This window comes from Massilia sp. YIM B02769 (assembly GCF_030411995.1).
Classification (GTDB): Bacteria; Pseudomonadota; Gammaproteobacteria; order Burkholderiales; family Burkholderiaceae_D; genus Telluria.
In genome coordinates, this window is sequence record NZ_JASNRC010000012.1 from 1 (window position 1) to 22119 (window position 22119).

The window sequence follows — 22119 nt, forward strand, 5'->3', positions numbered from 1 at the left end:
CGCTGAGGCGATGTACACGCCGGGTCCGACGAAAAAGGACCTGGCCCAGATGGAGCTCGCCGGCCTGACGCTCGATGACTTCGACGAGGAGGTGGTCGAGATCTGGCCGGAGCACTGGGACGCCTACGTGCTGTTCGCCTTCATGCGCACACAGTGGCGCGCCGGCGGCATGGGCCTGATCGGCCTGGACTATGCCGTCCTGCATCGGAAGATGGATCGAATGGACTTGGACCCGACGCAGTACGACGAGCTCGAGGCGGACATCCAGACCATGGAGTTCGCCGCGCTCAACCTCATGAACAGCCGCGACGAATAGGCCGGGGTGGCGCTGGTGTAAGATTGCATTCTCATCATAGGAGGGGACATGCAGCGACTTATTCTGGCGGCCGCGCTCGGACTGGCGAGCGGATCGGCACTGGCCTTCAGCATCACGTGCGACAAGCCCGAATACCTGCAGCTCAAGACTGCGGATAAGGCCGAGCTTCAGCAGGAGTACTGCCGCACTACTCGCATGAATGACCTGAATATGCGGCTGAGGCGAAGCACCGAGGAAGGAATCTCTGAATTACGCAAAATTGGCGCTGATACTGCAAAGCAAGTAGCGGAGAGCGAAGATTTCTTAAACGCTGCAATGTCTTGTTCGAAGGCTGCCGCACAGTATGCGGGCGCGATCGAGCGTCGATTCAAGTCGAAACCGCCTGCGGTGAAAGTCTGTACGTCGCCCGGCGGAATCTGATCCGGCAGTAAGCCAGTAACACACAACCAAGCCACCTTCGGGTGGCTTTTTTTATTTTGGGCCACGCCATGACCGATATCGTCAACAACGCAACAATTCGAGTGGTGGCAGACGCTTCGGGCGTGGAAGCAGGCTTGCGCCCGGCCGTCAATGCAGCGAACCGCGCAGGGCAAGCGATCACCCAGACCGGCGAGCGCTCGGCAACCGCCGCACGCGCAGTGGAAAACTCGCAGCGCAACATCATCGCTTCCATTCAGCGCACTACAATGGCCATGGAGGCAGGCGGTCGCAGCACGGCCGCCTATTACGAGTCGATGGCACGCAACCGCGGCGTCGATCCAGCATCGCTTACGCCATATTTGAATCAGCTGCGGGCGGTCGAGGCGGCCCAGACGCAAGCGACTCAGGCCACCCAGGCCCAGGCAGCCGCCGCGCGCGAACTCGCCCAGGCTCAGGCATCGAAGGAGTCGTTCCTGGCCGGCCTGCGTGAGCAGATCGCGCTTTTCGGCAAGTCCGCCGATGAGGTCCAGCGTTACCGCGCGGCTCAAGCCGGCGCCGCGCAAGAATCGTCGATGCTGATCCTTCAGCTGCAGAACATGCGCGCCGCGCAGCAGCAGTCCGAAGCGGCCGCACGCGCCCAAGCTGCCGCTCAGCGCGAAGCGGCTCAGGCCGAAACGAGCAAGACCACGTTCCTTGATGGCCTGCGCGAACAGATCGCGCTCTTCGGCAAATCGACCGAAGGCATCCTGGAATACCGCGCGGCGCAGGCTGGCGCAGCGGCAGAGGCAGCACCACTGATCGCCCAGCTGCGCTCACTGCGCGAAGCCCACGAACAGGCTGGCGCGGCCGCACGTCAGGCGGCGCAGGCACAGCGCGACAGCGCCCAGGCCCAGACTGCCCGCGACAACTTCTTGGCCGGCCTGCGCGAACAGATCGCCTTGTTCGGCAAGTCGACCGAAGAAGTGATGCGCTATCGCGCCGCGCAAGCCGGAGCTGCCAGTGCTGCCGATCCGTTGATTGCGCAGCTGCGCGCCCTGCAGCAGGCGCAGGACCAGGTCGCGGCCAGTGCCCGCGCCGCAGCTCAGGCGCAGCAGGATGCAGCTCAGACGCAGTCGCGCCGCGACAGCTTCCTGGAAGGGCTTCGCGAGCAGATCGCCCTGTATGGACGCTCCACCGAAGAGGTGCAGCGTCACCACGCCGCTCAGCTTGGCCTGACCGCTGTAGCTGAACCGCTGATCGCGCAGCTGCACGCTATGCGCACGGCCCAGGAACAGGTCGCGGCCGCAGCACGTGCCGCCGACCAGGCCCAGCGAGAAGCGCTGCAAGCCCAGGCCGGAAAGGACAGCTTCATTGCAGGACTGCGCGAGCAGATCGCGATGTTTGGCCTGTCGACCGAGGAGGTAAATCGCTATCGAGCCGCCCAACTCGGCTTGACCAGCACCACTGAGCCCCTGATCGCGAAACTGCGCGACCTGCGCCTGGCGCAGGAGCAGCAGACCTATGCCACCCAGATGGAGGCGCAGGCGCAACGTGAGTTGTCCCAAGTTCAGGCCTCGCGGACGTCGTTCCTCAAGGGCCTGGAACAACAGGTTGCAGCCATCGGCAAAACGCGGACCGAAATGCTGGAACTGCAGGCCGCGCAGTTGGGCATCACCACGCAAGCGAAGCCGCTGCTTGACCAGCTCCACGCCCAGGACCAGGCTTTCCGAAATGGCGGAATGTCTGCCGCAGCAATGAGCGCCGCAATGCGCGGCGTGCCGGCGCAGATGACCGACATCATCGTCAGCCTTCAGGGCGGCCAGGCTCCGCTCACTGTGCTTATGCAGCAGGGTGGCCAGCTGCGCGACATGTTTGGAGGCGTCGGTGCCGCCGCGCGCGCGCTTGGTGGCGCCGTCCTCGGGCTGATCAACCCCTACACGGTGACCGTTGCAGTGTTGGGCACGCTGGCCTATGCCTACAAGGCTGGTCACGAAGAGGCCGTGCAGTATTCGCGCGCCCTGATTATGACCGGCAATTTCGCTGGCACCACCGCCGGCCAGATGGCCGACATGGCGGCCAGCATGAAGGAAATCAACGGCTCGCAGGGCGTTTCGGCCAAAGCCTTGACCACCCTGGCCAGCACCGGCGCCATCGCCGGCGCCAACTTGGAGAAATTCGGCACCGTCGCGGTCGACGCCCAGCGCGTGCTCGGCAAAAGCGTCGAGGACACGGCGAAGGAATTTGCCGCGCTCGGGAAGGATCCGCTCACGGCGCTCCGCGCCATGGGTGACCAATACGGCTTCGTCACCACCGAGACCTATCTCGCTGTAAGGGCGGCGCAGGTACAGGGCCGTACGATCGATGCAGCTCGCATCGCACAGAACGCGTATGCCGACGGCATCGCCAGCCAGAAAGAAAAGGTGCTCGCAGTTCTCTCGGTTTGGGAGCGCGCCTGGATTGGCATCAAGAGCGCGACGAGCAGCGCATGGGACGCAGTTGTCGAGTTTTCCGGGAGCCGTGAGCTGGGACCCGAGCAGCAGCTGGCCGCGCTGGACAAGCAACGCAAGGCCCTTGAGGAAAGTGTCGAGCGCCTGAAAAGGATCGGGAAAGCGCGAGAGGGCGAGAGATACGACCCGTCGAGGGATCGTGATGTACTGGGTGCACAGGCGCAGATTGCTGCAAACGAGCGTGCTGTGAAATCGATCAATGAAAAGGCTGCTGCCGACAAGAAAGCTGGCGAGGACGCTGCTTTAAAGGTGCAGCGCGAGGCGGCGGAAAGGGAATGGGAGGAAAAGCAGCGGATTCTGTTCACTCGGGCGGAGCAGCGCGACAGGGCGCTGAGGGCGGCCCAGACTCGAGGTGAGCAACTGGGCATTCCCCAGTCGTCCACCGACCCGAACGCCATCACTATCGACAAGCAGCTGCTGGCCATCCGTCGCGAGTACAACGACGTCTTTGTTCTGGGGATCGACACCAGTATTACGGCGCTGCGAAAGCGCGGCGAGCTGGAGGAAACACTCAGCCAACGGGCGCTTGCGCAGATCCAGGCGAAGCGTGATGCCGGCGAAATCACAGAAGATGACGCGCTTCGGCAAACGGCAGCGGTGCAACTCGCCATCATGGACAACCAGAAGCGCGGCCTACAAGAGCAACTCGCGCTGGTTGGCCAAAAAATCGGCAGCCAACGGGAGCAGGAGGATCTTGCTGGGCAAATCGCCAAACTCGGCGAGCAGCGACTCAGCCGCCAGCAGCAGCTGGAGAACGATCTGGCCGCCGCCCAGCGGAACCGCTCGCAAGCCAGCCAAGACCTCTACATGCAGGGCGTCAAGGCTGCCAGCGCGGAGCTCGTCGGCCTGCAGGACCAGGTGAAGGCGCAGCAGCTGGCGAACGAAGAAATCGGCCTGAGCAAGGAGGCCGTGGCCGCCCTCCAGGCGGAGCGCATGCTCGGGATCGCCACCCTGAAAGAAGAAGCCGCAGCGCAGTTGGAAGCGGTGGAAGCCGGTAGTATTACGGCGGCGCTTTACCGCGAGCAGGCCGAAGAGCTGCGCAAGCTCGCCCTGCTCAAGCAGCAAGGCGCCGTCAACGAAGGGATCGCGGAAGCCAACAAGAAGGCGCAGGACAGCCTGAAGGAATTTCTCGACCCAGCTCGGGCCCAGACCTTCGGAGAGGCCTTGCGCGAGGCGTTCGGTACCGCCGGCGACTCGATCACGAAGATGACTGGCGCCCTGGATGCATTCGGCCAGCGTCAGGCGCAGATTGCAAAGCAGCGCGGCAACGCCGACCTGCTGCTCCGGAATAAGGAGATCAACGAGGTCAAGCACCTGGAGATCGTCGACAAGCTCAATGAGGAGGGGGCGAAAAATCGGCTGGCCGGCTATGGCGCCATGACCAGCGCTGCGGCCGGCTTCTTCGGCGAGCAGAGCAAGGGCTACAAGGCGCTGCAGGCCGCATCGCAGGTGTTCCATGCGGCCGAACTGGCGATGACGCTGGCCGAGCTGGTGCCGAAGGGTATCTCGGCGGTGTTGAGCCAAGGCTCTGGCGACCCATATACCGCGTTCGGTCGCATGGCGGCGATGGCTGCCATCGTGGCCGCACTTGGTGTTGCGATCGGTGGCGTCGGCAGCGGAGGCGTCAATCTGTCGGAGTCGCGTCAGAAGGCCCAGGGCACCGGGTCGGTGCTGGGCTCGGACGAAAAATCCGAGTCCATCGCCAAGTCGCTGGACATCATGGAATCGCTGGCATCGAAAGAGCTGGGCATCAGCACTGGCATGCTGAGATCGCTGCGCAATATCGAAGCCGGGATCAACAGCTTCTCGTCCCTGCTGGTGCGCACCACCGGCGTCTCGGGAGATTTCGGCGCTGGCAGTGCAACGCGCGGCAGCGCCGACGCGTTCGGACGTTCGACCCTTGGCGTGCTGGCAACCGGCGGATTCATTGGCCTGGCGCTCGACAAGCTCACTGGAGGCTGGGTCGGAAAGATCACTGGATCTGTGCTGAACTCGGTGTTTGGCGGGAAGAAAACCGTCGAGGACACTGGCTTCACCATGAGTAAGGCGACCTACGCCAGCATCCTGACCGACGGGGTTAGCGCGTCGCAGTATGCCGACATCAAGAAGGACGGTGGGTGGTTCAAAAAGGACAAGTACTCAACCCAGCTGGAAGGTCTCGGCGCCGAGGGCAATCGTCAGATCGGGCTTGTCCTCACTTCGATTTATGACACGGTCTTTGAGGCGGGCAAGCTCCTGCAGATCAATGCTGGCGACTTCTCAGCACGCCTGAACAGTTTCGTTGTCGACATCGGCAAGGTGACGTTGAAAGGCAAAACCGGCGAGGAAATCCAGAAGGAACTATCCGCGGTGTTCTCGAAGATCGGCGACGATCTTGCCAGCTTCGGCGTGGCCGGCCTCACCGATTTTCAACAGGTGGGAGAGGGCGCGCTGGAGACCCTGGCGCGTCTGGCATCGAACTACGCGGGTCTGGATGCGGTCTTGGCCAGCATCGGCAAGTCATTCGGCGCTACCGGCATGGCCAGCATCGCCGCGCGCGAAGAGCTGCTGTCCATGGTTGGCGGCATTGAAGAGCTGGCCGACCAGGCGTCGTCGTTTGCTGAGAACTATCTGACCGAAGCGGAACGGCTGGCCCCTGTCCAGAAGTATGTCGCCGAACAGCTCGGCGCCATGGGGCTTGCCACATTGCGTTCGCGAGAAGCGTTCAAGCAGTACGTCCTGGGTCTTGACCTGACCAGTTCTGCGCAACGCGAGCAGTACGCGCAGTTGATGGCGCTGCAGGAAGCCTTCGCCCAGGTGTACCCGGCAATCGAGGATACGAGCGTGACCCTGGCCAGTGCCAAGTCTGCGCTGACCGATGCCTACAAGGCGGAGACCGCCGCGATCGACGCGACCATCAGCCGGATGTCGTCGTTCGCAGCGACGCTGAAAAGCCTGCGTGACAACACGCTGCTCGGAGGCCTGTCGCCGCTGTCGCCTATGCAGAAGTATGCAGAGGCGAAGGCGCAGTACGACGCGGTGCTGGCGGCGGCACGCGGCGGCGATGAAGCGGCCCAGTCGCAGTACCAGGGTGCATTCAACGCATTCCTGACTGCGTCGCGGGCTGTGTTCGCCAGCAGCAGCCAATACCGCTCCGACTTCGACTACGCGCAGGCGTCCACGGCCGAAGCTGAGCGTTGGGCCAGCGCCCAGGTGGACGTCGGCAAGGCCCAGCTGGAAGCACTCAAGCTTTCGGTCAAGGGCCTGATCGACGTGGAGAAGTCCGTGCTGTCGGTTCGGGAGGCAATCCTCCAGCTTCATACGGTGATGAACAAAAACACTTCGCCGCTGACTGCTGTAGCGCCGCCGGTCAACGCACCGATCCCTTACAGCTCCTATGGCACGGCGGACAAAGAAGCTTTGGTTGCCGAGGTGAAGGCGCTGCGCACGGAGTTGTCCGGTCTGCGCGCGGATGCGAATCGCCAGACTGGCGACCAGATGGCCGCAGGTGCGAGAGTGTCAAGCGAATCGGCGCAGTTCATCGCGACCACTGTCAAGAGTGCAATCCTCGCAAGTACCGCAAACGAAAGGGTAATGCCTGAATGACTGATCCTCAGTTCCTGGCCTGGCTGCAAAGCTCGGCCGCGTATCGTTGCGTCCTGATCGAGGCGGCGGCGCGCGTGAATGGCGTGGAAACCATGGTCTACATGGCGACCAAGGCATTCACCACGTCGCCGGCCGACAGTCCGGCCAACACGCAATACCTCCCGATCGCCACCGTCGGCACGCTGTTCACGGAGCGCCTGTCGCTCGAAGGTGACGGCGCGCTGTCGGCTGGCAACCTGGAGATCGACAACACTGCCGGCGTGCGCGATGCCTGGGCCGGCGCCGGCTACGTTTGGAAGAATCGGGAAATCCGGGCGTACATCGGCGACATTCGCTGGCCGCGCAGCGACTTCCGGATGATCTTCAACGGCGTCGTGGCTGACATCGCGCCGAGCGGCCGGAGCGCGCTGCTGCTGAAGCTGCGCGACAAGCTGCAGCGCCTGAACACGGCGATTACCGAGGTGAAGCTGGGCGGCGAGACCGAGCAGAAGGACGCGCTCCTTCCGTTCGCGATCGGCCAGGTGTCGAACATCACGCCGCTGCCGATCAACCCGGCGACGCTGACCTATGGCTACCACTGCGCGTCGGCGGAGGGCGTGATCGCCAACGAGGCGCGCGACAACGGCGCACCGGTGGCGTTGACGTCGAACCCGGCCGCAGGGACTGTGACGCTGGAGTCCACGCCGGCCGGCGCCGTGACGCTGTCAGTCAAGGGCGACAGCGGCGCCGGTTACTGCGACACCGCGGCGACCATGTGCAAACGGCTGGCAACCGGATACGGCAAGGCTGCTGACCGTTTCACCGATGCGGATCTCGACCTGGCGAACCTGGCCGCCTTCGATGCGGCTCACCCGCAGCCGATGGGGCTGTACTCCACCGACCGGCTGAACGTGCTGGCCGCGTGCCAGATGCTACTCGGCAGCATCGGCGCGCAGCTGGTGATGTCGCGTCTGGGTCTGATGCGGCTGATCCAGGTAGCGCTGCCCGGTACCGGCACGCCGTTCGTGATCCGTCCTGAGCACATGATCGACGGCACACTGGCGCCGGCCAGCCGCACAGACGTAGTGGGCGCCGTCAAGCTGGGCTTCGCGAAGAACTGGACGGTGCAGGACGCCGGCACGCTGGCCAACCTGCCGGAGGTGCACAAGGCGCTCTTCACCGAAGAGTGGCTGACCACCACCAAGACCGACGCGGCGACGCTGGCCACGTACCGCCTGAACGCCGAGCCGGTCCAGGTCGACACGATGCTGCTGACCCGGGCTGACGCCGATGTCGAAGCGCAGCGTCGGCTTGACCTGTGGAAGGTGCCGCGCACGACCTACGAGTTCGACGGCGTGCCCGAGCTGCTGCAGCTCGAGCTGGGCCAGGCGGTGACCGTCTACAGCCCGCGCTTCGGCATGGACGCCGGCGTCTCCGGCATCGTTATTTCATTGGCGCCCGACTGGAACACCGGGCGCGTCAAGGTAGGGTTTCTCGTATGAGCGTAGTGCTGAATGACCGTGACGCCATCCTGCAGGCCGCATCGGTGCGGATCGTCAATCCGAAGAACGCCTGGATCAACCTGACGGCCAGCGCGCCCGGCTTCCACCTGAACGCAGCCGGCCAGGTCGACCTGGCCAAGGTGACCGTCACAGCGGATCTTGTCGGCCTGGACGACGCTGTCACCTTCACCGCCGTCGGCGGCACGCTGTCGAACGCCGTCGGCCGCAGCGTCGACGTCACCTATGACGGCCAGACCGCTATCGTCACCGCGAAGGTGGTGAGCAACGGCGACGAGTTCCAGCGCGCGCTGATCATCCCGGTGCTGCGCGACGGCGCGTCCGGTACCGGCACACCCGGTGCGCGCGGCGCCGGTCACTACTACGGCTCGGGCACAGCCTGGACTGACGCCCTGGCGAACATCACGGTGCCGACCGCCAAGGTCGTCGGTGACGTAGTGACGATCAGCAGCGGCACCTTTGTCATGGAGAAGCGGTGGACCGGTTCGGCCTGGGTCGAGAACGGTGTAGTCGTTGACGGTAAGCTGATCGTGCCGCTGTCCATCTTGGCCGGCTCTATCGATACGCGTAACCTGGACATCAAAGATGCGAACGGAAACATCATCTTCAGGGCCGGCCTAACGATGGCCGAGCAGGCGCAGATCAATCCTAATCTGGTAGAGAGCTTCCGTTCGTGGATCAATTCAGGGTCCTCCGTGACGTACGACCCTGCGGCTGCGATCAATGGCGAGGCAATGCTTCTGCCGCCAAACACATTCACGCAAAGCCGAGTGCTTGCGCTGGAACCGAATGTCGATTACATCGTTTCATTCCGCGCGCTCTCGCAACAGGCAAACACGGCGCTTTCGGTCGACCTGTTCCCGGATAACCTGCCCGAGTTTACGACCGGCCCGCTGACCGCGAGCAATAAATATTTTCAGTTCAACATGCGGTCTTCTGCCGCTCAGATGGCAGCGGCGACGCTGCGGTTCCTGGGGAGCGCGAACGGGCACATCCTCATTTCGGATGTCAAGCTGGAGCGCGGTAGCAAAGCGACGGCATGGTGTGACAGCGTTATTAGCCAAGGTAACGCCGGCCGCATGGTTATGCCAGGCGCTATCGGCAATACACAGATCGGTGGCGACCTTTTCAGCACGAACTGGAACGGCTATACCGACTCCCGCGGCGCCGGCTGGCTACTGCGGAGAGACGGCACCTTCTACGGCTACAACGTGCAGCTTCGTGGTTCAGTGATCGGTGGGGACTATACGGACATTGGCTGGCCAACTGTCGCAGGGAAGACCGGATACGCCCTGTCATCAAACGGTCTGCTGCTGGGCAATCCTGTTGATAACCGCTATTTCCAGATCGCGGGTAACGGCAATGTTTATGCGCCCTGGATCACCAGCGAAAACGGTACAACCACTATCCGTGGCGTGGTCCTGATCAACCCGGACATCCAGCAGGCGCAGCTCGGCATGAGCGGAGTGCCGGCGTCAATCAATGGCGGTAGCAGTCTGCCAAACGACACCGCCTGGCGGGTCTATGGCTCCTTCACGGTGACCCCAACGAACGTGCAGGGTACGGCCACAGTGACGGCCTTCATTAACGTTACCGAGGGCGAGATGCGTATCAGCCAGAGCGGCAACACCATCACCGTGTCGGGGCGAGGCACCGGCGGCGCCGGCGGGACATCTGGGCGCTCTAACTCCGGAACGGTCTTCATTTTCGTGACCGACTCGAACAACCGGAACGCCACCGCGCGTGTCTCCGCCTTCGCCAACCACGGGATTATCCAATGATTCACTTCGTACGCACCGACGAGCACGGCTGGGTCCGCGGCTACTTCCCTGTGCCTGATCTTGATGATCCGGACCTCGGGCCGACTGGCTATCTGCTGCCATGCCCACCTGGCTTCAAGTACGAGCTGGTGAATGCACCATTCAGCTGGACCCCGCCGGCGCCGGCCCACGACGCTCGCCGCCTCGCGAATGGCGACATCGAATGGGTTGACCTGCTGCAGATGGACGCGCGGCGGGCCGAGGCGATCGACGCCATCGACGCCGCCGGCGAAGCGCTGCGCCTGGCTGTCATCAGCAAGATGACGCAGACGCCGGAGTACGTGCGCGCCGAGCAGCACGCGCGCGAGTACCGTGCCGCAGGCTATCCCGAAGGCGACGACGCCTACGTGCCGCCGGGCGTGGCCAGCTGGGCGATGGCGAAGTGGCGGGCCGGCTGGACCGCGCGCCAGGCCGCCGACGACATCTTGGCCACCGCCGACCGCTGGTACGCGCTGCTCGACGAGATCCGCGCGCTGCGCTTGGCGAACAAAGAGGACGTGCGTCATGCCAGCACGGCCGACGAGATCGCCGCGATCGTAGCCGACATGGAAGCCGACATGCAGGCGCTGGCCCTGCAGATGAACACCACCACTACGGAATAGCATGCCCAACCTGAGAATCGTTTCTGATAACGCGATCGCGCGCGTGGCGTCGCTCGTCGCTTCGAGCACGGCCGGCGGCCTGGCGGCGAGCAGCCTGGCAAGCGACAAGAAGTCCAGCTTCCATCGCGCCACTGGCAAGAGCGTGACCTATACGGCGACCTGGGCCGAAGCGGAGCAGCTAGGGTGCGTTGCGCTCCCATTCTGCAACCTTTCGCCGACGGCAATGATGCGAGTGCGTGCTACGGCCGAGCTGGGCACTACGAACCTGCTGAAGTACACCGAGGCGTTCAACACCACATACCCGACGTGGTGCACGTCGGGCGCCGCCACGCTGAACATCTCGCCGAACTATGCACTGGCGCCCAACGGGACACAGACGGCTGACCGGATGTTTTGGTTTAGCGGCGGCGGCACCCTCCAGTACCTTGACCAGTTTCTCACCGGCCTGGCCGACAATTTCATATGCTCCGGTTCGCTCTTTGGTCAAGCTGGCGAAATGGCCAAGCTGGTGCTGGCCCTGGTGGACAAGGCGGGCGGCCAGACAGTGCTGGAAGTGAATCTCGAGGATGGCCGTACCACGTACACCGCGCTGGCTCCAGGCCAGTCTGGAGTGACGGTCGACGTTGCTGACGTGAAGGCACCGGCCCCAGCTGGCTGGTGGCGGCTCAAGATCCAGGGCTGGAGCACCCTCACTGGCGGCGCAACGCCAAAGTTCCAGATCTACCCCGTCAAGCACAACGCTGCGTCACGCGGCACGCCAATGTGGACGCGCTCGGAATGGACTGCCGTGGAGAGCAGCAGCGCCCCCAGGGTGTATCCGACATGGCCTGTTGATGTCGTAGACGAGACGGCCGGTACCAGTAGCCTTCCTCGTTACTTCAGCACATCGGTGCGCGGCGAAGTAGGGCGAACGGTGGTGATCGAGCAGACCATGAAACAGGTGTCCGGGCCAGCGCGCTACATAGGCATCGTGGTGTCAGGTGCGGGCGGCGCAGACCAGGGAGCAATGGTCAATCTCTCGAACGGCGCCATCTCGTTCAAGACGAACGGCGCCCAAGTGCAGAACAGCAGCGTCACGGATCTCGGCAACGGGTACTACCGGCTACGCTTGGAGGTCACTCCTACCGTGGCGGGCAACTTCACCTGGCAGGTGCGGGCGAACGCTACGGGCAATACCCTTGCGGCGAACTACCAGGCCGCCTCGGGCGCCACGGCAACGCTTCACCTGACCAAGCCATACGCCTACCTGCTGGAGCGCGACAATGCATACGGCTTGATGGCAAGTACTGCGTCGCTCATGAGCGCTACGACCGACGCGACGAAGGGACTCAACCTGTGGGGGGCGATGCTCGAGCCAGGCCCCCAGGTCACCAGCTACTACCCGAGCGTCGCCGCCACCCCGGGCGCGCGGCCGGACGGCTACATGGACAACTGGCAGGGCGCCGGCTACGACAGCGGCTGGGTGCTGGCCTGCCCGGCGCCGGCCATCAAGCTGCGCGGATTCACCGCGGCCCAGGCGTCGAGCGCTTACTCATATGGCGGCGGCGCTTGCGCGCGGCATTGGCTGCCGGCCCCCGTCATGGCGCGCACGCTAAGCGTCGAGATCAACGATGCGGCGAACCCGCAGGGATACATCGAGGCCGCGTGCATGGTGGTCGGCCCGGTACTGACGACCAGGCATAACGCCTCGGCAACGTCGGTTTCGGTCATCGATCGCACGGCGATCTCGCGCGGCGCCGCCGGCGACCAGTTGGTGGACCCGGGCACGATCAGTCGCAAGGTGCCGGTCGACCTGCGCGCGATGCCCGAGGTTGACCGCGCGCGGTTCCTCGACCTGGTGCGCAACAGCCGGGCCTACCCGATTCTGATGAGCGTTTTCCCCGAGCACCCAGACCTGGCGCTTGAACGCGACTTCACGGTCTACGGCCGGCGCACGAAAGATTCCGACATCGCCTACCAGTTCGCAGGCGCGTACTCAACCACCCTTGAAATCGAGGAGATCTGATGCAAGAACGTCCTGGAATTGTCACGGTCCGGCTCACCAGCCGCTGGCCCTATAACCCGATCAGCCTGGCGGTCGGCGTCGCCGCCGGCTCGCGCGTGTTCAGCCACTCGATCACGATCATCGGCGAGCGCGCCTACGAGGCCTCGATGACGCACGGCTGCCGGGCCGGCTCGGTCGACCAGCTGATGAAGGGCATTGTCGTCTACCGGGATATGCCAGTGGCGGTGCCCGACATCGACGCCGCGCGCGCCTTCGCCGAGGCCCAGGTAGGAAAGGGCTACGACTTCGCCGGCGCCGTCGGCATACCGCTGACCTACTCGGAAGACTGGGGTGACGACAGTAAGTGGTGGTGCAGCGACCTGACCTTCGCGATCTTGCTGGCCGGCGGCCTGCGCCTGTTCGACCCGGCGGTGATGAAACGCGTCCGCCCGATCGACCTGCACATGGCCGACTACCCAAAATCCCAACTGATGCGCGCCTGATCGGCGTGCACGCCCACCAGGCCGCGACCAGCGGCTTTTTTTACGCCCAATGAAAAGGCATCCAATGATCGAAAAACCTCCGCAGCCTCCCGGCCACCCCAGCGACTGGGCCAGCATCCTCACCTGGGGCTGGGTGATCGGCCTGTCGCTGCTCGGCGGCTTCGTCTCGTTCTACCAGAAGCTGAAGGCCGGCCACGTGCGCGCCTGGAACTTCACCGAGTTCGTCGGCGAGCTGGCCACCTCCGCGCTGGTGGGGATCATCACGTTCAAGCTCTGCCAGTGGCAGGGCTACTCGTCCGACTTGGCGCCGGCCCTGGTCGGCATCACGTCGCACATGGGCAGCCGCGCGCTGTTCAAGGCCGAGGCCAAGTTCAGCGCCTGGGCCGACGCCAAGTTTCCACCGAACCAAGCACCGAAGGAACCGCCCCATGAAAACTAATTTCCGCCTCAGCGTGCGCTCGCTCTCCCGCCTGGAAGGCGTCCACCCTGACTTGGTCAAGGTCGTCAAGCGCGCCATCGAGCTGACCGAAGTCGACTTCATGGTGACCGAGGGCGTGCGCACGCCAGCGCGCCAGCAGCAGCTGGTCGCCGCCGGCGCGTCGCAGACCTCGCGCTCGCGCCATCTGCCGTCGGCAAACAAGTGCGGCATGTCCTGCGCGGTCGACCTGGCCGCCATGGTCGGCGCCGAGGTGCGCTGGGATTGGCCGCTCTACCCGAAGTTGGCCAAGGCCATGAAGGCGGCAGCGGTCGAGCTGGGCGTGCCGATCGAATGGGGCGGCGACTGGAAGACGCTGGTCGACGGCCCGCACTTCCAGCTCGCCTGGAAGGCCTACCCATGATGGCCGTCGTTCCGCCGCAATACCGGCTCGCGGCCGCGGCCCTGGCGCTGACCCTGGTGCTGGTCGGCGCGGCCGCCGCCGGCGCCGTCATCAATGGCTGGCGCCTGGATGGCGCACACCAGCGCGCGCTGGCAACCGAGAAGGACCAGCGCGCCGCTGTCGAGAAGCTGCTCGCCGAGCAAAGCGCCGCGGTCGACAAGCTGGGCGCCGAGAAGCGCGCGGCCGACGGGCGCCGCCAGGTGGCTGAGAAGTTCGCCGCCTCCGCCATAGCGCGAACGAAGGACCGCGCCGCCGCCGTGGCCACCAGCCAGGCGCCGGACTGCAGCGGCGTGATGCGCGAGGCCTGGGAGGGCTGGAGGTGAGGGCGCTGATCCTGTGCCTGCTGCTGGCCGGCTGCGCGGCCGAGCCGCCGAAAGTCCCGGTACCGGTCACGGTCGGCTGCGTTGGCGCGGTACCGGCGCGCCCGACCAATACTTTCGGCGCGGGCGCCTATCCCGGCGACAAGGCAGCGGCGCAGGCGGCCCTGATCGACAGCGCCGCCTGGGAGGGCTACGCCTTGCAACTCGAAGTGATCATCGCTGGATGCCCACTTCGTCGATAATCTTGCTTGTCGTTACTGCAAGACAGCAATACACTCATACTCTGATCGTCCGCGATCGGTCAGAAGCAGCCGTTCACCCAACTCAAACCCGCATCTTACTAAGACATGAGCGTCCCTATCACGCGGTCATCCTGGTCTGTGTCAAATCAGCGAACCGGCGGCCATTATGACGATGATGCAACTGAATATGAGGCGCTGCGGTGTCAGTGCCGTGGATGCGGTATCTCGTTCATTTTCACAGCGGAACAACAGCAGATCTCATACGAGGTCGAGAAAAAGTATGTCTGGTGGTTACCGCCGTATTGCGATGCCTGTACCGTGCGAATTGCGGATCTTAATTCTCGCAACCGAAGCTACCAAACTCACTGGAACACGGACCGACAGAGGCTGAGGCGCGACAAAGCGTTTCTTAGCAACTGGCTCGACGTTTTAAGAGAAATGTCGGGTCTGGGCAAAGGGAACCCATCTATGGAGACCCATTTGACACGACTCTTAAACCTGTAAGTGCTTTTTAAGGAAGTGGGCAGTACCAATGTCCGCAATGGGTCGTTAGCAGACGCTACACAAGGTCCGCAAACGGCCAGGAGCGGACGTAGACATGACGACCCGAAGGAAGAAGTAAGAATGGTGATTACTGCAACTAGCAAAACTGCTGCTCTCGGTGGAATTTGGTCATCGATTGGTCTCACTCTGTTTGAAGCATGGTCTGAACAAGCAACATTTGGGTCTGTTAGTGCCTCCAACTTGGCATCACTTACGAGCGCTGCGCTGTTCCTTTTTCTACCTGTATTCTTCTTAGTCATCGGCCAAAACACCGGTGCGTTAAGCCGTTCTTGGGTTCTTGATGCGGACGCACGTGCCGAGTATTGGATCGTCGTAAAAAGGATGTTTGTTTGGTTTGTTAGCGCAGGTATGTCGTGGCTGGTCGTCTCCGCTTTCGCCTAGCAATGATTGTCTGCTTCGGGTCGGTTGCGGACGTTCGTGACGTTGTGAGAGATTTTTCGGCTTGGCAACATGCTATGCTGCCCTGAACGTCTGCAATCGGCCAGGAGCGGACATCTAATACTTTTCAGGAACTGACGACCTGCAATGATCGTAAAGGCCCTTTCAATTGTCCTGCTTCTAACCGCTTGCTATCTCTGCTGGTGGGCGGCCCACTATGTGCAACCGCTTTGGTATGTTGCGGCCCTAGTACTCACGTTTTGTGGAACAGGACTGTTACTTAAACGAACTTGGGCCAGCTATCTTTGGTATGCCATCGGCTCAGGGGTTTCGGCCGTATGGCTGCTGACCATAGCAAGGCTGGCGTTGAACGGTTGGCCCGTAGCAGGAAAAACAGAAACCTTAATTTCCTTGATACCTGGTGCGCTGCTTTTACTCGTCTGTGTTGGCGGAAGCTTGGCCGTACGACGCGACCTCAAGCAGACGCGACCTCACCGGTAAGTTTTCACTACAGGCGCGAAGCGCTGACGGAACGTCCGAAATTGGTCGAGAGCTGTCGTACACTGAACGGCCGCAACCGGCCAAGAGCGGACGTTTCGAAAGTCCGAGGCAACCACACCCAAGAAAGGATTTAGATGGCTGGCGACGTAGCTTTCGTTGAAGGGCCGCTCAAGTTCCAGCTTGAGTTTGCAGATGTAGATCCTATGGATCTAGGTGTCCAGGCCCGGCTTGAAGTCGAGTATTCAGGTCGAAGCCAGAGTCTCAAATGGACTGCCGCGCATCATTGGTTTGAATATGAGGCCCTTGTTCGATTTGAAACTGAACTTCGTGACGGCTGCGACGCTCGACTGCTTGACATGAGCGAGTACGAGGTCCTTCACTTCGAGCGGCAGTCATCTCAGGAGTATCTAACTATCAATCCTCCTTCGCAAAGACAGTCACAAGATGGCGACTGCATAGCAATTCGTCTGACGATCAATGCAGGATCAATGCGAGCGCTGCATGCAGCATTCCACCAGTTCGACAAATGGTGGTGACGCGATTGCGTCTGCTTTGGGTCGATAGCAGACGTTCGCATTCAACTGAACGAAGTCCCAACGCCGGCCCCTACCCGGGCCACTAGGCGGCCGCACAGGCGGCGCTGATCGACGGCGCTGCCTGGGAGGGCTATGCCTTGAAGCTTGAGGTGGTTATCACCGGGTGCCCGAAAAGGGACGAGTGAGGCGCGCTCGCGCGGCCCATGCGCGCGCCCATCGTATGGCGGCTCGGCGGACCTCGTCACTCTCGGCGAAGATGAACCGGTCCAGAGCCAGTGACGACCTGTGCCGCGCGTACGCGCTGGCGGTGAGAAAGGGCGGGCGTGTCATGGCCACACTATAGCGCGCGTTGGCTCTGCTGCTCGGCATCGAGCTGTGATTCGTTGCTGAAAATATTTATACACACTGTACACATTCTAGTATTAGTGTGTATAATACACACATCAACAACGAAACGGAGAGTCTGATGGATTCAAAAACTCTGATTCGGAAGCTTGAGGAAGCGGGCTGGAAAGAGGTGAGCAGAGATGGAAGCCACCGAACCTTCAAGCACCCAAAGGTGAGGGAAATAGTAACGGTGCAGCATCCGCGAAAAGACCTCCCGATAGGAACGCTCCGAAAGCTCCTGAAGATAGCCGGGCTAGCGTAGACGGAAAGCCCCGGGGAAACCCGGGGCAATTCAGAGGACTCTCGATTCCATCCAGAAGGAGGAAATCATGGAACTGCCAATCGCAATTCACAAAGACCCGGATACCGGGTACGGGGTCACGGTACCCGATCTACCTGGCTGCTTCTCGGCCGGCGACACTATCGACGACGCGATGAAGAGCGCCAGGGAGGCAATCTATCACCACGTGGGCACTCTGTTGCAGCTGGGCGAAACGGTCGACTTGAAGGCGTCCAGCATCGAACAGCTCGCAACGGATCAGGACTACGCCGGCGCCGTCTGGGCCTTCGTCGACGTCGATCTGTCGAAGCTCAGCACGAAGGCCGAGCGCATCAACATCACCATGCCGAGCTACGTCCTTACCAGGGTTGACGCGTTCGCAGAGTCGCGCCACGAGACCCGCAGCGGTTTCTTGGCGCGCGCGGCGCTGGCGCTGATGGCCGAGGAGAGCAAGGCGGCCTGACGAAAAAAGGGCCCGACGGCAATCGGGCCCACAGGTACAACGTAGGAAGCGCAATAATACGCGGCAATTCTTCTTGATGTCGCAATCGGGAACGGGCCAAACTGTCAGCCAGCGGACCCCCCCTGCGCTATGCAGCCGGCCGGACCAGAGGAACCACGTTCCACTGCCGGCCTTGCTCGCATGCTTCCAAAAACGACGCCCACAGTTCCAGCGCGCGGCGCCGTTCCGGGATTTCCTCCCGTACGTCGTAGATTGCCTCCATGCCCTTGAGCGCGTGGTTCAGCGCAATCTCTGAAATCTCTCGCGAAACACCCATGTTACGCATGTGACCCTTGGCGGTACTGCGCGTGTCATGTGGAGTGAATCGCCGAATTTCGATCTCATCGCGCACGAACGCGCGCTCTATCGCGGCCCATAAAGTGGTTCGGCCAACGTGCTCGCCCGTGCGCCTGCGATCTCTGGCCGGCAGTACCCATGGTGAATCCTCCGCGAGCCTCTTTAGCTCCTTGAACCATTCGGCCACCGTCGGCGTAAGCGGCACCAGGAAACCCGTCCGCGTTTTTACCGACTCGTCAGGGACATACCAGGTGCCACGATCAAAGTCGACGTGCTCCCACCGTGCCTTTACCAGTTCGACCGTGCGAACACAGGTGGCAAGCAATATTCGGAAGGCCAGGGCGTTCTCCCGTCCAATGTCGTCGATGCTCGCCAGTAGAGTGCGCAACTCCGCTTCGGTGAGCATCAGCCGTTTGCGCACTGCCGGCCGTGGTCCCAACAGCGCTTTGAGCTTAATTGCGCCTGCCGGGTTCACCTTGATCAGCTGGCGCCCGATCGCATGATCGAACAACTGAACGGTGGTGGTGAGGATGCGCTTCTGCATCGTCCAGGTACGGCCCGACCGTTCCAGGAGGTCGACGACGTCCTCGGCCGTCACGCTGCGCACCTCCACCGGCCCGAGCCGCGGCAGGATAACCGTGTCGAGATCCCATTCCCGATAGTAGACGGTCGCCTTGGCCAAGGTCCCGGAGTGAAGCGCCTTCTCCCTGAAATCCGCCGCCAGCTCCCGTACCGTCCAGGCGGCGCGGGATTTCAATCGCTCGGCCCGCTTTTGTGCGGCAGGGTCTTCGCCCTTGTCGACAGAAACGCGATGCTCGGCCGCCAGCTTCCGGGCGGCTGATAGAGCCAGGTCTGGGTAATTGCCGAGCGTCAGCTCTTTGGCTTTACCATCGCGCATATAGCGGAGCACCCAGGAGGCGGTGCCACCTTTCGACAATGTGAATGTCAGACCGCCGCCATCGGATTTGGCAATAGGCACGTCGGCAGCAATCCACCGGCGTAGCTGCATGTCATTTAGTTGATTTATTAATCTCTTCGGCACAGGAACCCCTCTATCAGCTGGCTACAAATCGTAGCTACAAAACTAGCTACAAAAAGATGCCTCGTCAGTGCGATCCAGCAAGAGACAACAAGATACAACAAAAGACCTGCCCATAGGGCGAGAGAGCAGAAAAATGCGGCGCGGAGAGGTGCTTATAGTCAACAATGGAAGTTCCATGTTGCTATTTTCATGTATGCGCGTGGTAGGTGAAGCGCCGGGCGGACCTTCCGCCGCGGCTCGTGCGCAGTATCGGCGCTCACCGCAAATCCTGCAACTTCCCCAGCCGAAGTTTCCTTGCCTGGCCCGCCATGCGGTTTGCTTAAATTGCAAGCCACATGCTCAAGAGCTAGCTTTGTGTATTAAAATATATGCAATGTCACGTCTTGGGCTCAGGGCGTAGCAGGATGTGACAAATTCAAGCATAAGAATTAACGTTTGCAAATTGTTACTATCAAGGAACTTCTAGTTGTTTTTGTATAACTTGCGATGTAGTATGCCGTTAGGCGGCCTGAGCTATTTCAGGCAATCGCTGAGTCGCAAGCCGCGCACGATTGAAAGTTCATTCGTGCAAGGGTTATTGCAACAGAATGGTACTATGGTGAAATGTTGCTGTTTCGATAGCGAGTTTCCGTACCCATCAGAAAAGGACAGAGATGCGCAGTGCATTTGAAGCGTGGGCCCAGCGCGATGGCCACATTGTTCGACGCCGTGAAGACAAGCCCGAGGAATACCTCGTCTTCGAAACCCAGCGCCGCTGGGTGATCTGGCAGGCAGCCCTGGCCAGTGGCGCCAAGGCGGCAGCCGAGTCGCCGTCGAAGTTCGCCGAGCAGGGTGCTGCGGCGATGCAGCAGGACGAAGCCGCGGTCCGCAACCGCGTGCTCAACGAGGTGCTCGACGCGTTCAGCGACCTCGACGAGAGCGCCGGCATGGAAGGCGTGCTGAAGGTCATCCAGGGCCTGAAGAAGCGTCAAAAAGCGACGGCCGACCAGGCCTGATGCAGTACCGGCACTACAAAGGCGGCCTCTACGAGCTGGTGTGCGAAGCCACGCTCGAGGCCGACCTGTCGCCCATGATCATCTACCGCGCGGCGGACGGGTCCATCTGGGCACGGCCGAAAGCCGTGTTCTTCGAGCTGGTCGATGTCGATGGCGTGATGACGCCAAGGTTTGCGCCGGTGTCGTAAACGTAGGGTGGACCGGGCCGCGCTAGGCACCTGTGTCCACGCTGTCTCATCGTTCGCGTCCACGCGGCGGCCAAAAAATTCCCATTGGCGAATGTATCGATGTCGGTCGATGCCGGTTTGACGCGGCGGTACCATACCGCGTGGACACAGGTGTCCACCCTACGAACCCCCGCCGTTTTCATTGTCATCGCCAATAAAAACGGGCCGCATCCGCGGCCCGTTTTTATTCCATCCTGACCGTTATCACACGCGGTTCATCAGGAAGGTGGTCAGCAGCGGCACCGGACGGCCGGTCGCGCCTTTCGATGCGCCGCTCTTCCACGCCGTACCCGCGATGTCCAGGTGAGCCCAGGTGTAGTTGCGGGTGAAGTTCTCCAGGAAGCAGGCCGCGGTGATCGAGGCGCCGCCCGGGGTGCCGATGTTCGCCAGGTCGGCGAAATTCGACTTCAGCTGGTCGTTGTAGATCTCGCCGATCGGCAGGCGCCATGCACCGTCGCCGGTTTCTTTGCCCGCTTGCAGCAGCTCGTCGGCCAGGGCGTCGTGGGCGGCGTCGTGGCGGGTGAACAGGCCGCTGTTGTGGTGGCCCAGCGAGACGATGCAGGCGCCGGTCAGGGTGGCGATGTCGACCACGGCCGCAGGCTTGAAGCGCTCGGCGTAGGTGAGCGCGTCGCACAGGATCAGGCGGCCTTCGGCGTCGGTGTTCAGGATCTCGATGGTCAGGCCGCTCATCGAGGTGACGATGTCGCCCGGCTTCGAGGCACGGCCCGACGGCATGTTTTCGCAGGCCGCCACGATGCCGATCACGTTCAGCTTCAGGCCCATCTCGCCGATGGCGCGGAAGGTGCCCAGCACCGAGCCGGCGCCGCACATGTCGTACTTCATCTCGTCCATGCCAGGACCAGGTTTCAGCGAAATGCCGCCAGTGTCGAAGGTGATGCCCTTGCCGACCAGGACCACAGGCGCATCCTTCTTGCCGCCGCCCATGTGCTTCAGGACGATGAACTTCGGCGCTTCGTCGCTGCCCTTGGTCACCGACAGGAAGCTGCCCATCTTCAGGGCTTCGAGCTGCTTGCGTTCCAGGACTTCGATGTCGAAGCCGTGGTCGTCGGCCAGCTTGCGGGCGACGGTGGCGAGGTAGGTCGGGGTGCAGACGTTCGGCGACAGGTTACCGAGTTCCTTGGTCAGGGCCATGCCGTTGGCGATGGCGATCGACTGCGCCAGCGAGGCCTTGGCTTGCGGGCTGGCCAGCGGCACGGCGACGGTGATCTTGCGCACGCCGGTCAGCGCTGGGTCTTTCTTGCTTTTCTGGATATCGGTACGGAACTCGCCTTCATTGGCGGCCACGACGATTGCGCGCAGCGCCCACTCGGGCTCGCGCTCTTTCACTTCGGTGGTCGGAAATGCGATAATGGCATCCGCAGCGCCGAGCGATGCAAAGGCCTTCAGGGTGGCGTTCACCGCGGTGCTGAAATTCTTTTCGCTGACCACTTCGTCCGCGCCCATGCCGACCAGCAGCACGCGCGCCGCGGTCACGCCGGCCACGCCGCGCAGCAACAGGGTCGAACCGGCCTTGCCGCTGATGTCGCCCGACTTCAATGCCGCCGTGATTTCGCCGGTTTGATCGAGGGCCTTCGCAGCCTGCGACAGTTTTTTGTTTTCGAACACCGCCACTGCCACACAGCCGGATTTGGCTGCCGCCAGGGTGTTTTTTGTGTCGAATGCTTTTATGCTAAAGTCCATTTGATTCTCCCGTTTCGTTTTGTGCGCAGCATGCGAATACAAGTGCGGCTACTG

Annotated in this window: 20 protein-coding genes; 18 read left to right on the top strand and 2 right to left on the bottom strand. The window is 62.3% G+C overall.

All coding sequences use genetic code 11. From position 1 onward, the window contains the following. From QPK31_RS19235 to QPK31_RS19310, 16 genes are all read left to right on the top strand, one after another. The coding region (locus QPK31_RS19235) for a DUF1799 domain-containing protein (protein ID WP_290424497.1) at positions 1-316 on the top strand (316 nt) is incomplete at its 5' end. 48 nt (positions 317-364) lie between these two features. Continuing rightward, on the top strand, positions 365-736 hold the full coding sequence (locus QPK31_RS19240) for a hypothetical protein (RefSeq protein WP_290424498.1): 372 nt from the start codon (positions 365-367) through the stop codon (positions 734-736). A 68-nt stretch (positions 737-804) separates the two neighbouring features. Further along, positions 805-6807 carry a phage tail length tape measure family protein gene (locus QPK31_RS19245; protein WP_290424499.1) on the top strand — a complete coding sequence of 2001 codons (6003 nt, stop codon included), beginning with the start codon at positions 805-807 and terminating at the stop codon, positions 6805-6807. Beyond that, on the top strand, positions 6804-8288 hold the full coding sequence (locus tag QPK31_RS19250; RefSeq protein ID WP_290424500.1) for a hypothetical protein: 1485 nt from the start codon (positions 6804-6806) through the stop codon (positions 8286-8288). The genes QPK31_RS19245 and QPK31_RS19250 overlap by 4 nt, the downstream gene beginning before the upstream one ends. Continuing rightward, positions 8285-10087 carry a hypothetical protein gene (locus QPK31_RS19255; protein WP_290424501.1) on the top strand — a complete coding sequence of 601 codons (1803 nt, stop codon included), beginning with the start codon at positions 8285-8287 and terminating at the stop codon, positions 10085-10087. Before QPK31_RS19250 ends, QPK31_RS19255 begins: the two co-directional genes overlap by 4 nt. Further along, complete coding sequence (locus tag QPK31_RS19260) at positions 10084-10728, top strand: hypothetical protein (RefSeq protein ID WP_290424502.1); 645 nt, start codon at positions 10084-10086, stop codon at positions 10726-10728. Before QPK31_RS19255 ends, QPK31_RS19260 begins: the two co-directional genes overlap by 4 nt. Position 10729: 1 nt before the next feature. After that, positions 10730-12733: a hypothetical protein gene (locus QPK31_RS19265; protein WP_290424503.1), complete on the top strand. Its 2004-nt coding sequence runs from the start codon at positions 10730-10732 to the stop codon at positions 12731-12733. Beyond that, positions 12733-13215 carry a hypothetical protein gene (locus tag QPK31_RS19270; RefSeq protein WP_290424504.1) on the top strand — a complete coding sequence of 161 codons (483 nt, stop codon included), beginning with the start codon at positions 12733-12735 and terminating at the stop codon, positions 13213-13215. Before QPK31_RS19265 ends, QPK31_RS19270 begins: the two co-directional genes overlap by 1 nt. A 64-nt stretch (positions 13216-13279) precedes the next feature. Further along, complete coding sequence (locus QPK31_RS19275; RefSeq protein ID WP_290424505.1) at positions 13280-13654, top strand: phage holin family protein; 375 nt, start codon at positions 13280-13282, stop codon at positions 13652-13654. Further along, positions 13644-14054 carry a M15 family metallopeptidase gene (locus tag QPK31_RS19280; protein WP_290424506.1) on the top strand — a complete coding sequence of 137 codons (411 nt, stop codon included), beginning with the start codon at positions 13644-13646 and terminating at the stop codon, positions 14052-14054. The genes QPK31_RS19275 and QPK31_RS19280 overlap by 11 nt, the downstream gene beginning before the upstream one ends. Continuing rightward, positions 14051-14416, top strand: coding sequence for a hypothetical protein (locus QPK31_RS19285; protein ID WP_290424507.1), 366 nt, complete (start codon positions 14051-14053; stop codon positions 14414-14416). Before QPK31_RS19280 ends, QPK31_RS19285 begins: the two co-directional genes overlap by 4 nt. Further along, complete coding sequence (locus tag QPK31_RS19290; RefSeq protein WP_290424508.1) at positions 14413-14655, top strand: hypothetical protein; 243 nt, start codon at positions 14413-14415, stop codon at positions 14653-14655. Before QPK31_RS19285 ends, QPK31_RS19290 begins: the two co-directional genes overlap by 4 nt. Before the next feature lie 624 nt (positions 14656-15279). Further along, positions 15280-15600: a hypothetical protein gene (locus tag QPK31_RS19295; RefSeq protein ID WP_290424509.1), complete on the top strand. Its 321-nt coding sequence runs from the start codon at positions 15280-15282 to the stop codon at positions 15598-15600. A 632-nt stretch (positions 15601-16232) separates the two neighbouring features. Continuing rightward, entirely contained in the window at positions 16233-16634 is a 402-nt protein-coding gene (locus QPK31_RS19300) for a hypothetical protein (protein WP_290424510.1), read from the top strand. Between the two features lie 466 nt (positions 16635-17100). Continuing rightward, positions 17101-17283: a type II toxin-antitoxin system HicA family toxin gene (locus tag QPK31_RS19305; RefSeq protein WP_290424511.1), complete on the top strand. Its 183-nt coding sequence runs from the start codon at positions 17101-17103 to the stop codon at positions 17281-17283. Positions 17284-17350: 67 nt separating this feature from the next. After that, positions 17351-17764: a type II toxin-antitoxin system HicB family antitoxin gene (locus tag QPK31_RS19310; protein ID WP_290424512.1), complete on the top strand. Its 414-nt coding sequence runs from the start codon at positions 17351-17353 to the stop codon at positions 17762-17764. 127 nt (positions 17765-17891) lie between these two features. On the opposite strand, the gene QPK31_RS19315 is transcribed toward QPK31_RS19310, so the two are convergent. Next, complete coding sequence (locus QPK31_RS19315; RefSeq protein WP_290424513.1) at positions 17892-19109, bottom strand: site-specific integrase; 1218 nt, start codon at positions 19107-19109, stop codon at positions 17892-17894. A gap of 686 nt (positions 19110-19795) precedes the next feature. On the opposite strand from QPK31_RS19315, the gene QPK31_RS19320 reads away from it, so the two are divergent. Together QPK31_RS19320 and QPK31_RS19325 are read left to right on the top strand one after the other, a co-directional pair. Further along, complete coding sequence (locus tag QPK31_RS19320) at positions 19796-20137, top strand: hypothetical protein (RefSeq protein WP_290424514.1); 342 nt, start codon at positions 19796-19798, stop codon at positions 20135-20137. Continuing rightward, on the top strand, positions 20137-20325 hold the full coding sequence (locus QPK31_RS19325; RefSeq protein ID WP_290424515.1) for a DUF1653 domain-containing protein: 189 nt from the start codon (positions 20137-20139) through the stop codon (positions 20323-20325). Before QPK31_RS19320 ends, QPK31_RS19325 begins: the two co-directional genes overlap by 1 nt. A 243-nt stretch (positions 20326-20568) precedes the next feature. Here QPK31_RS19325 and QPK31_RS19330 read toward each other — a convergent pair whose 3' ends face one another. Further along, the gene (locus QPK31_RS19330; protein WP_290424516.1) at positions 20569-22065 is read right to left on the bottom strand and encodes a leucyl aminopeptidase; all 1497 of its coding nucleotides are present in this window, start codon (positions 22063-22065) and stop codon (positions 20569-20571) included. Positions 22066-22119 lie beyond the last annotated feature (54 nt).

Excerpts from the sequence above, each read along its gene's own strand:
- QPK31_RS19300 (WP_290424510.1), top strand. The coding sequence starts at position 16,233 with ATGGCTGGCGACGTAGCTTTCGTTGAAGGGCCGCTCAAGTTCCAGCTT.
- QPK31_RS19280 (WP_290424506.1), top strand. The coding sequence starts at position 13,644 with ATGAAAACTAATTTCCGCCTCAGCGTGCGCTCGCTCTCCCGCCTGGAA.
- QPK31_RS19255 (WP_290424501.1), top strand. The coding sequence starts at position 8,285 with ATGAGCGTAGTGCTGAATGACCGTGACGCCATCCTGCAGGCCGCATCG.
- QPK31_RS19285 (WP_290424507.1), top strand. The coding sequence starts at position 14,051 with ATGATGGCCGTCGTTCCGCCGCAATACCGGCTCGCGGCCGCGGCCCTG.
- QPK31_RS19275 (WP_290424505.1), top strand. The coding sequence starts at position 13,280 with ATGATCGAAAAACCTCCGCAGCCTCCCGGCCACCCCAGCGACTGGGCC.
- QPK31_RS19315 (WP_290424513.1), bottom strand. The coding sequence starts at position 19,109 with ATGCAGCTACGCCGGTGGATTGCTGCCGACGTGCCTATTGCCAAATCC.
- QPK31_RS19305 (WP_290424511.1), top strand. The coding sequence starts at position 17,101 with ATGGATTCAAAAACTCTGATTCGGAAGCTTGAGGAAGCGGGCTGGAAA.
- QPK31_RS19325 (WP_290424515.1), top strand. The coding sequence starts at position 20,137 with ATGCAGTACCGGCACTACAAAGGCGGCCTCTACGAGCTGGTGTGCGAA.
- QPK31_RS19330 (WP_290424516.1), bottom strand. The coding sequence starts at position 22,065 with ATGGACTTTAGCATAAAAGCATTCGACACAAAAAACACCCTGGCGGCA.
- QPK31_RS19260 (WP_290424502.1), top strand. The coding sequence starts at position 10,084 with ATGATTCACTTCGTACGCACCGACGAGCACGGCTGGGTCCGCGGCTAC.
- QPK31_RS19250 (WP_290424500.1), top strand. The coding sequence starts at position 6,804 with ATGACTGATCCTCAGTTCCTGGCCTGGCTGCAAAGCTCGGCCGCGTAT.
- QPK31_RS19265 (WP_290424503.1), top strand. The coding sequence starts at position 10,730 with ATGCCCAACCTGAGAATCGTTTCTGATAACGCGATCGCGCGCGTGGCG.
- QPK31_RS19320 (WP_290424514.1), top strand. The coding sequence starts at position 19,796 with ATGCGCAGTGCATTTGAAGCGTGGGCCCAGCGCGATGGCCACATTGTT.
- QPK31_RS19270 (WP_290424504.1), top strand. The coding sequence starts at position 12,733 with ATGCAAGAACGTCCTGGAATTGTCACGGTCCGGCTCACCAGCCGCTGG.
- QPK31_RS19245 (WP_290424499.1), top strand. The coding sequence starts at position 805 with ATGACCGATATCGTCAACAACGCAACAATTCGAGTGGTGGCAGACGCT.
- QPK31_RS19295 (WP_290424509.1), top strand. The coding sequence starts at position 15,280 with ATGGTGATTACTGCAACTAGCAAAACTGCTGCTCTCGGTGGAATTTGG.
- QPK31_RS19240 (WP_290424498.1), top strand. The coding sequence starts at position 365 with ATGCAGCGACTTATTCTGGCGGCCGCGCTCGGACTGGCGAGCGGATCG.
- QPK31_RS19310 (WP_290424512.1), top strand. The coding sequence starts at position 17,351 with ATGGAACTGCCAATCGCAATTCACAAAGACCCGGATACCGGGTACGGG.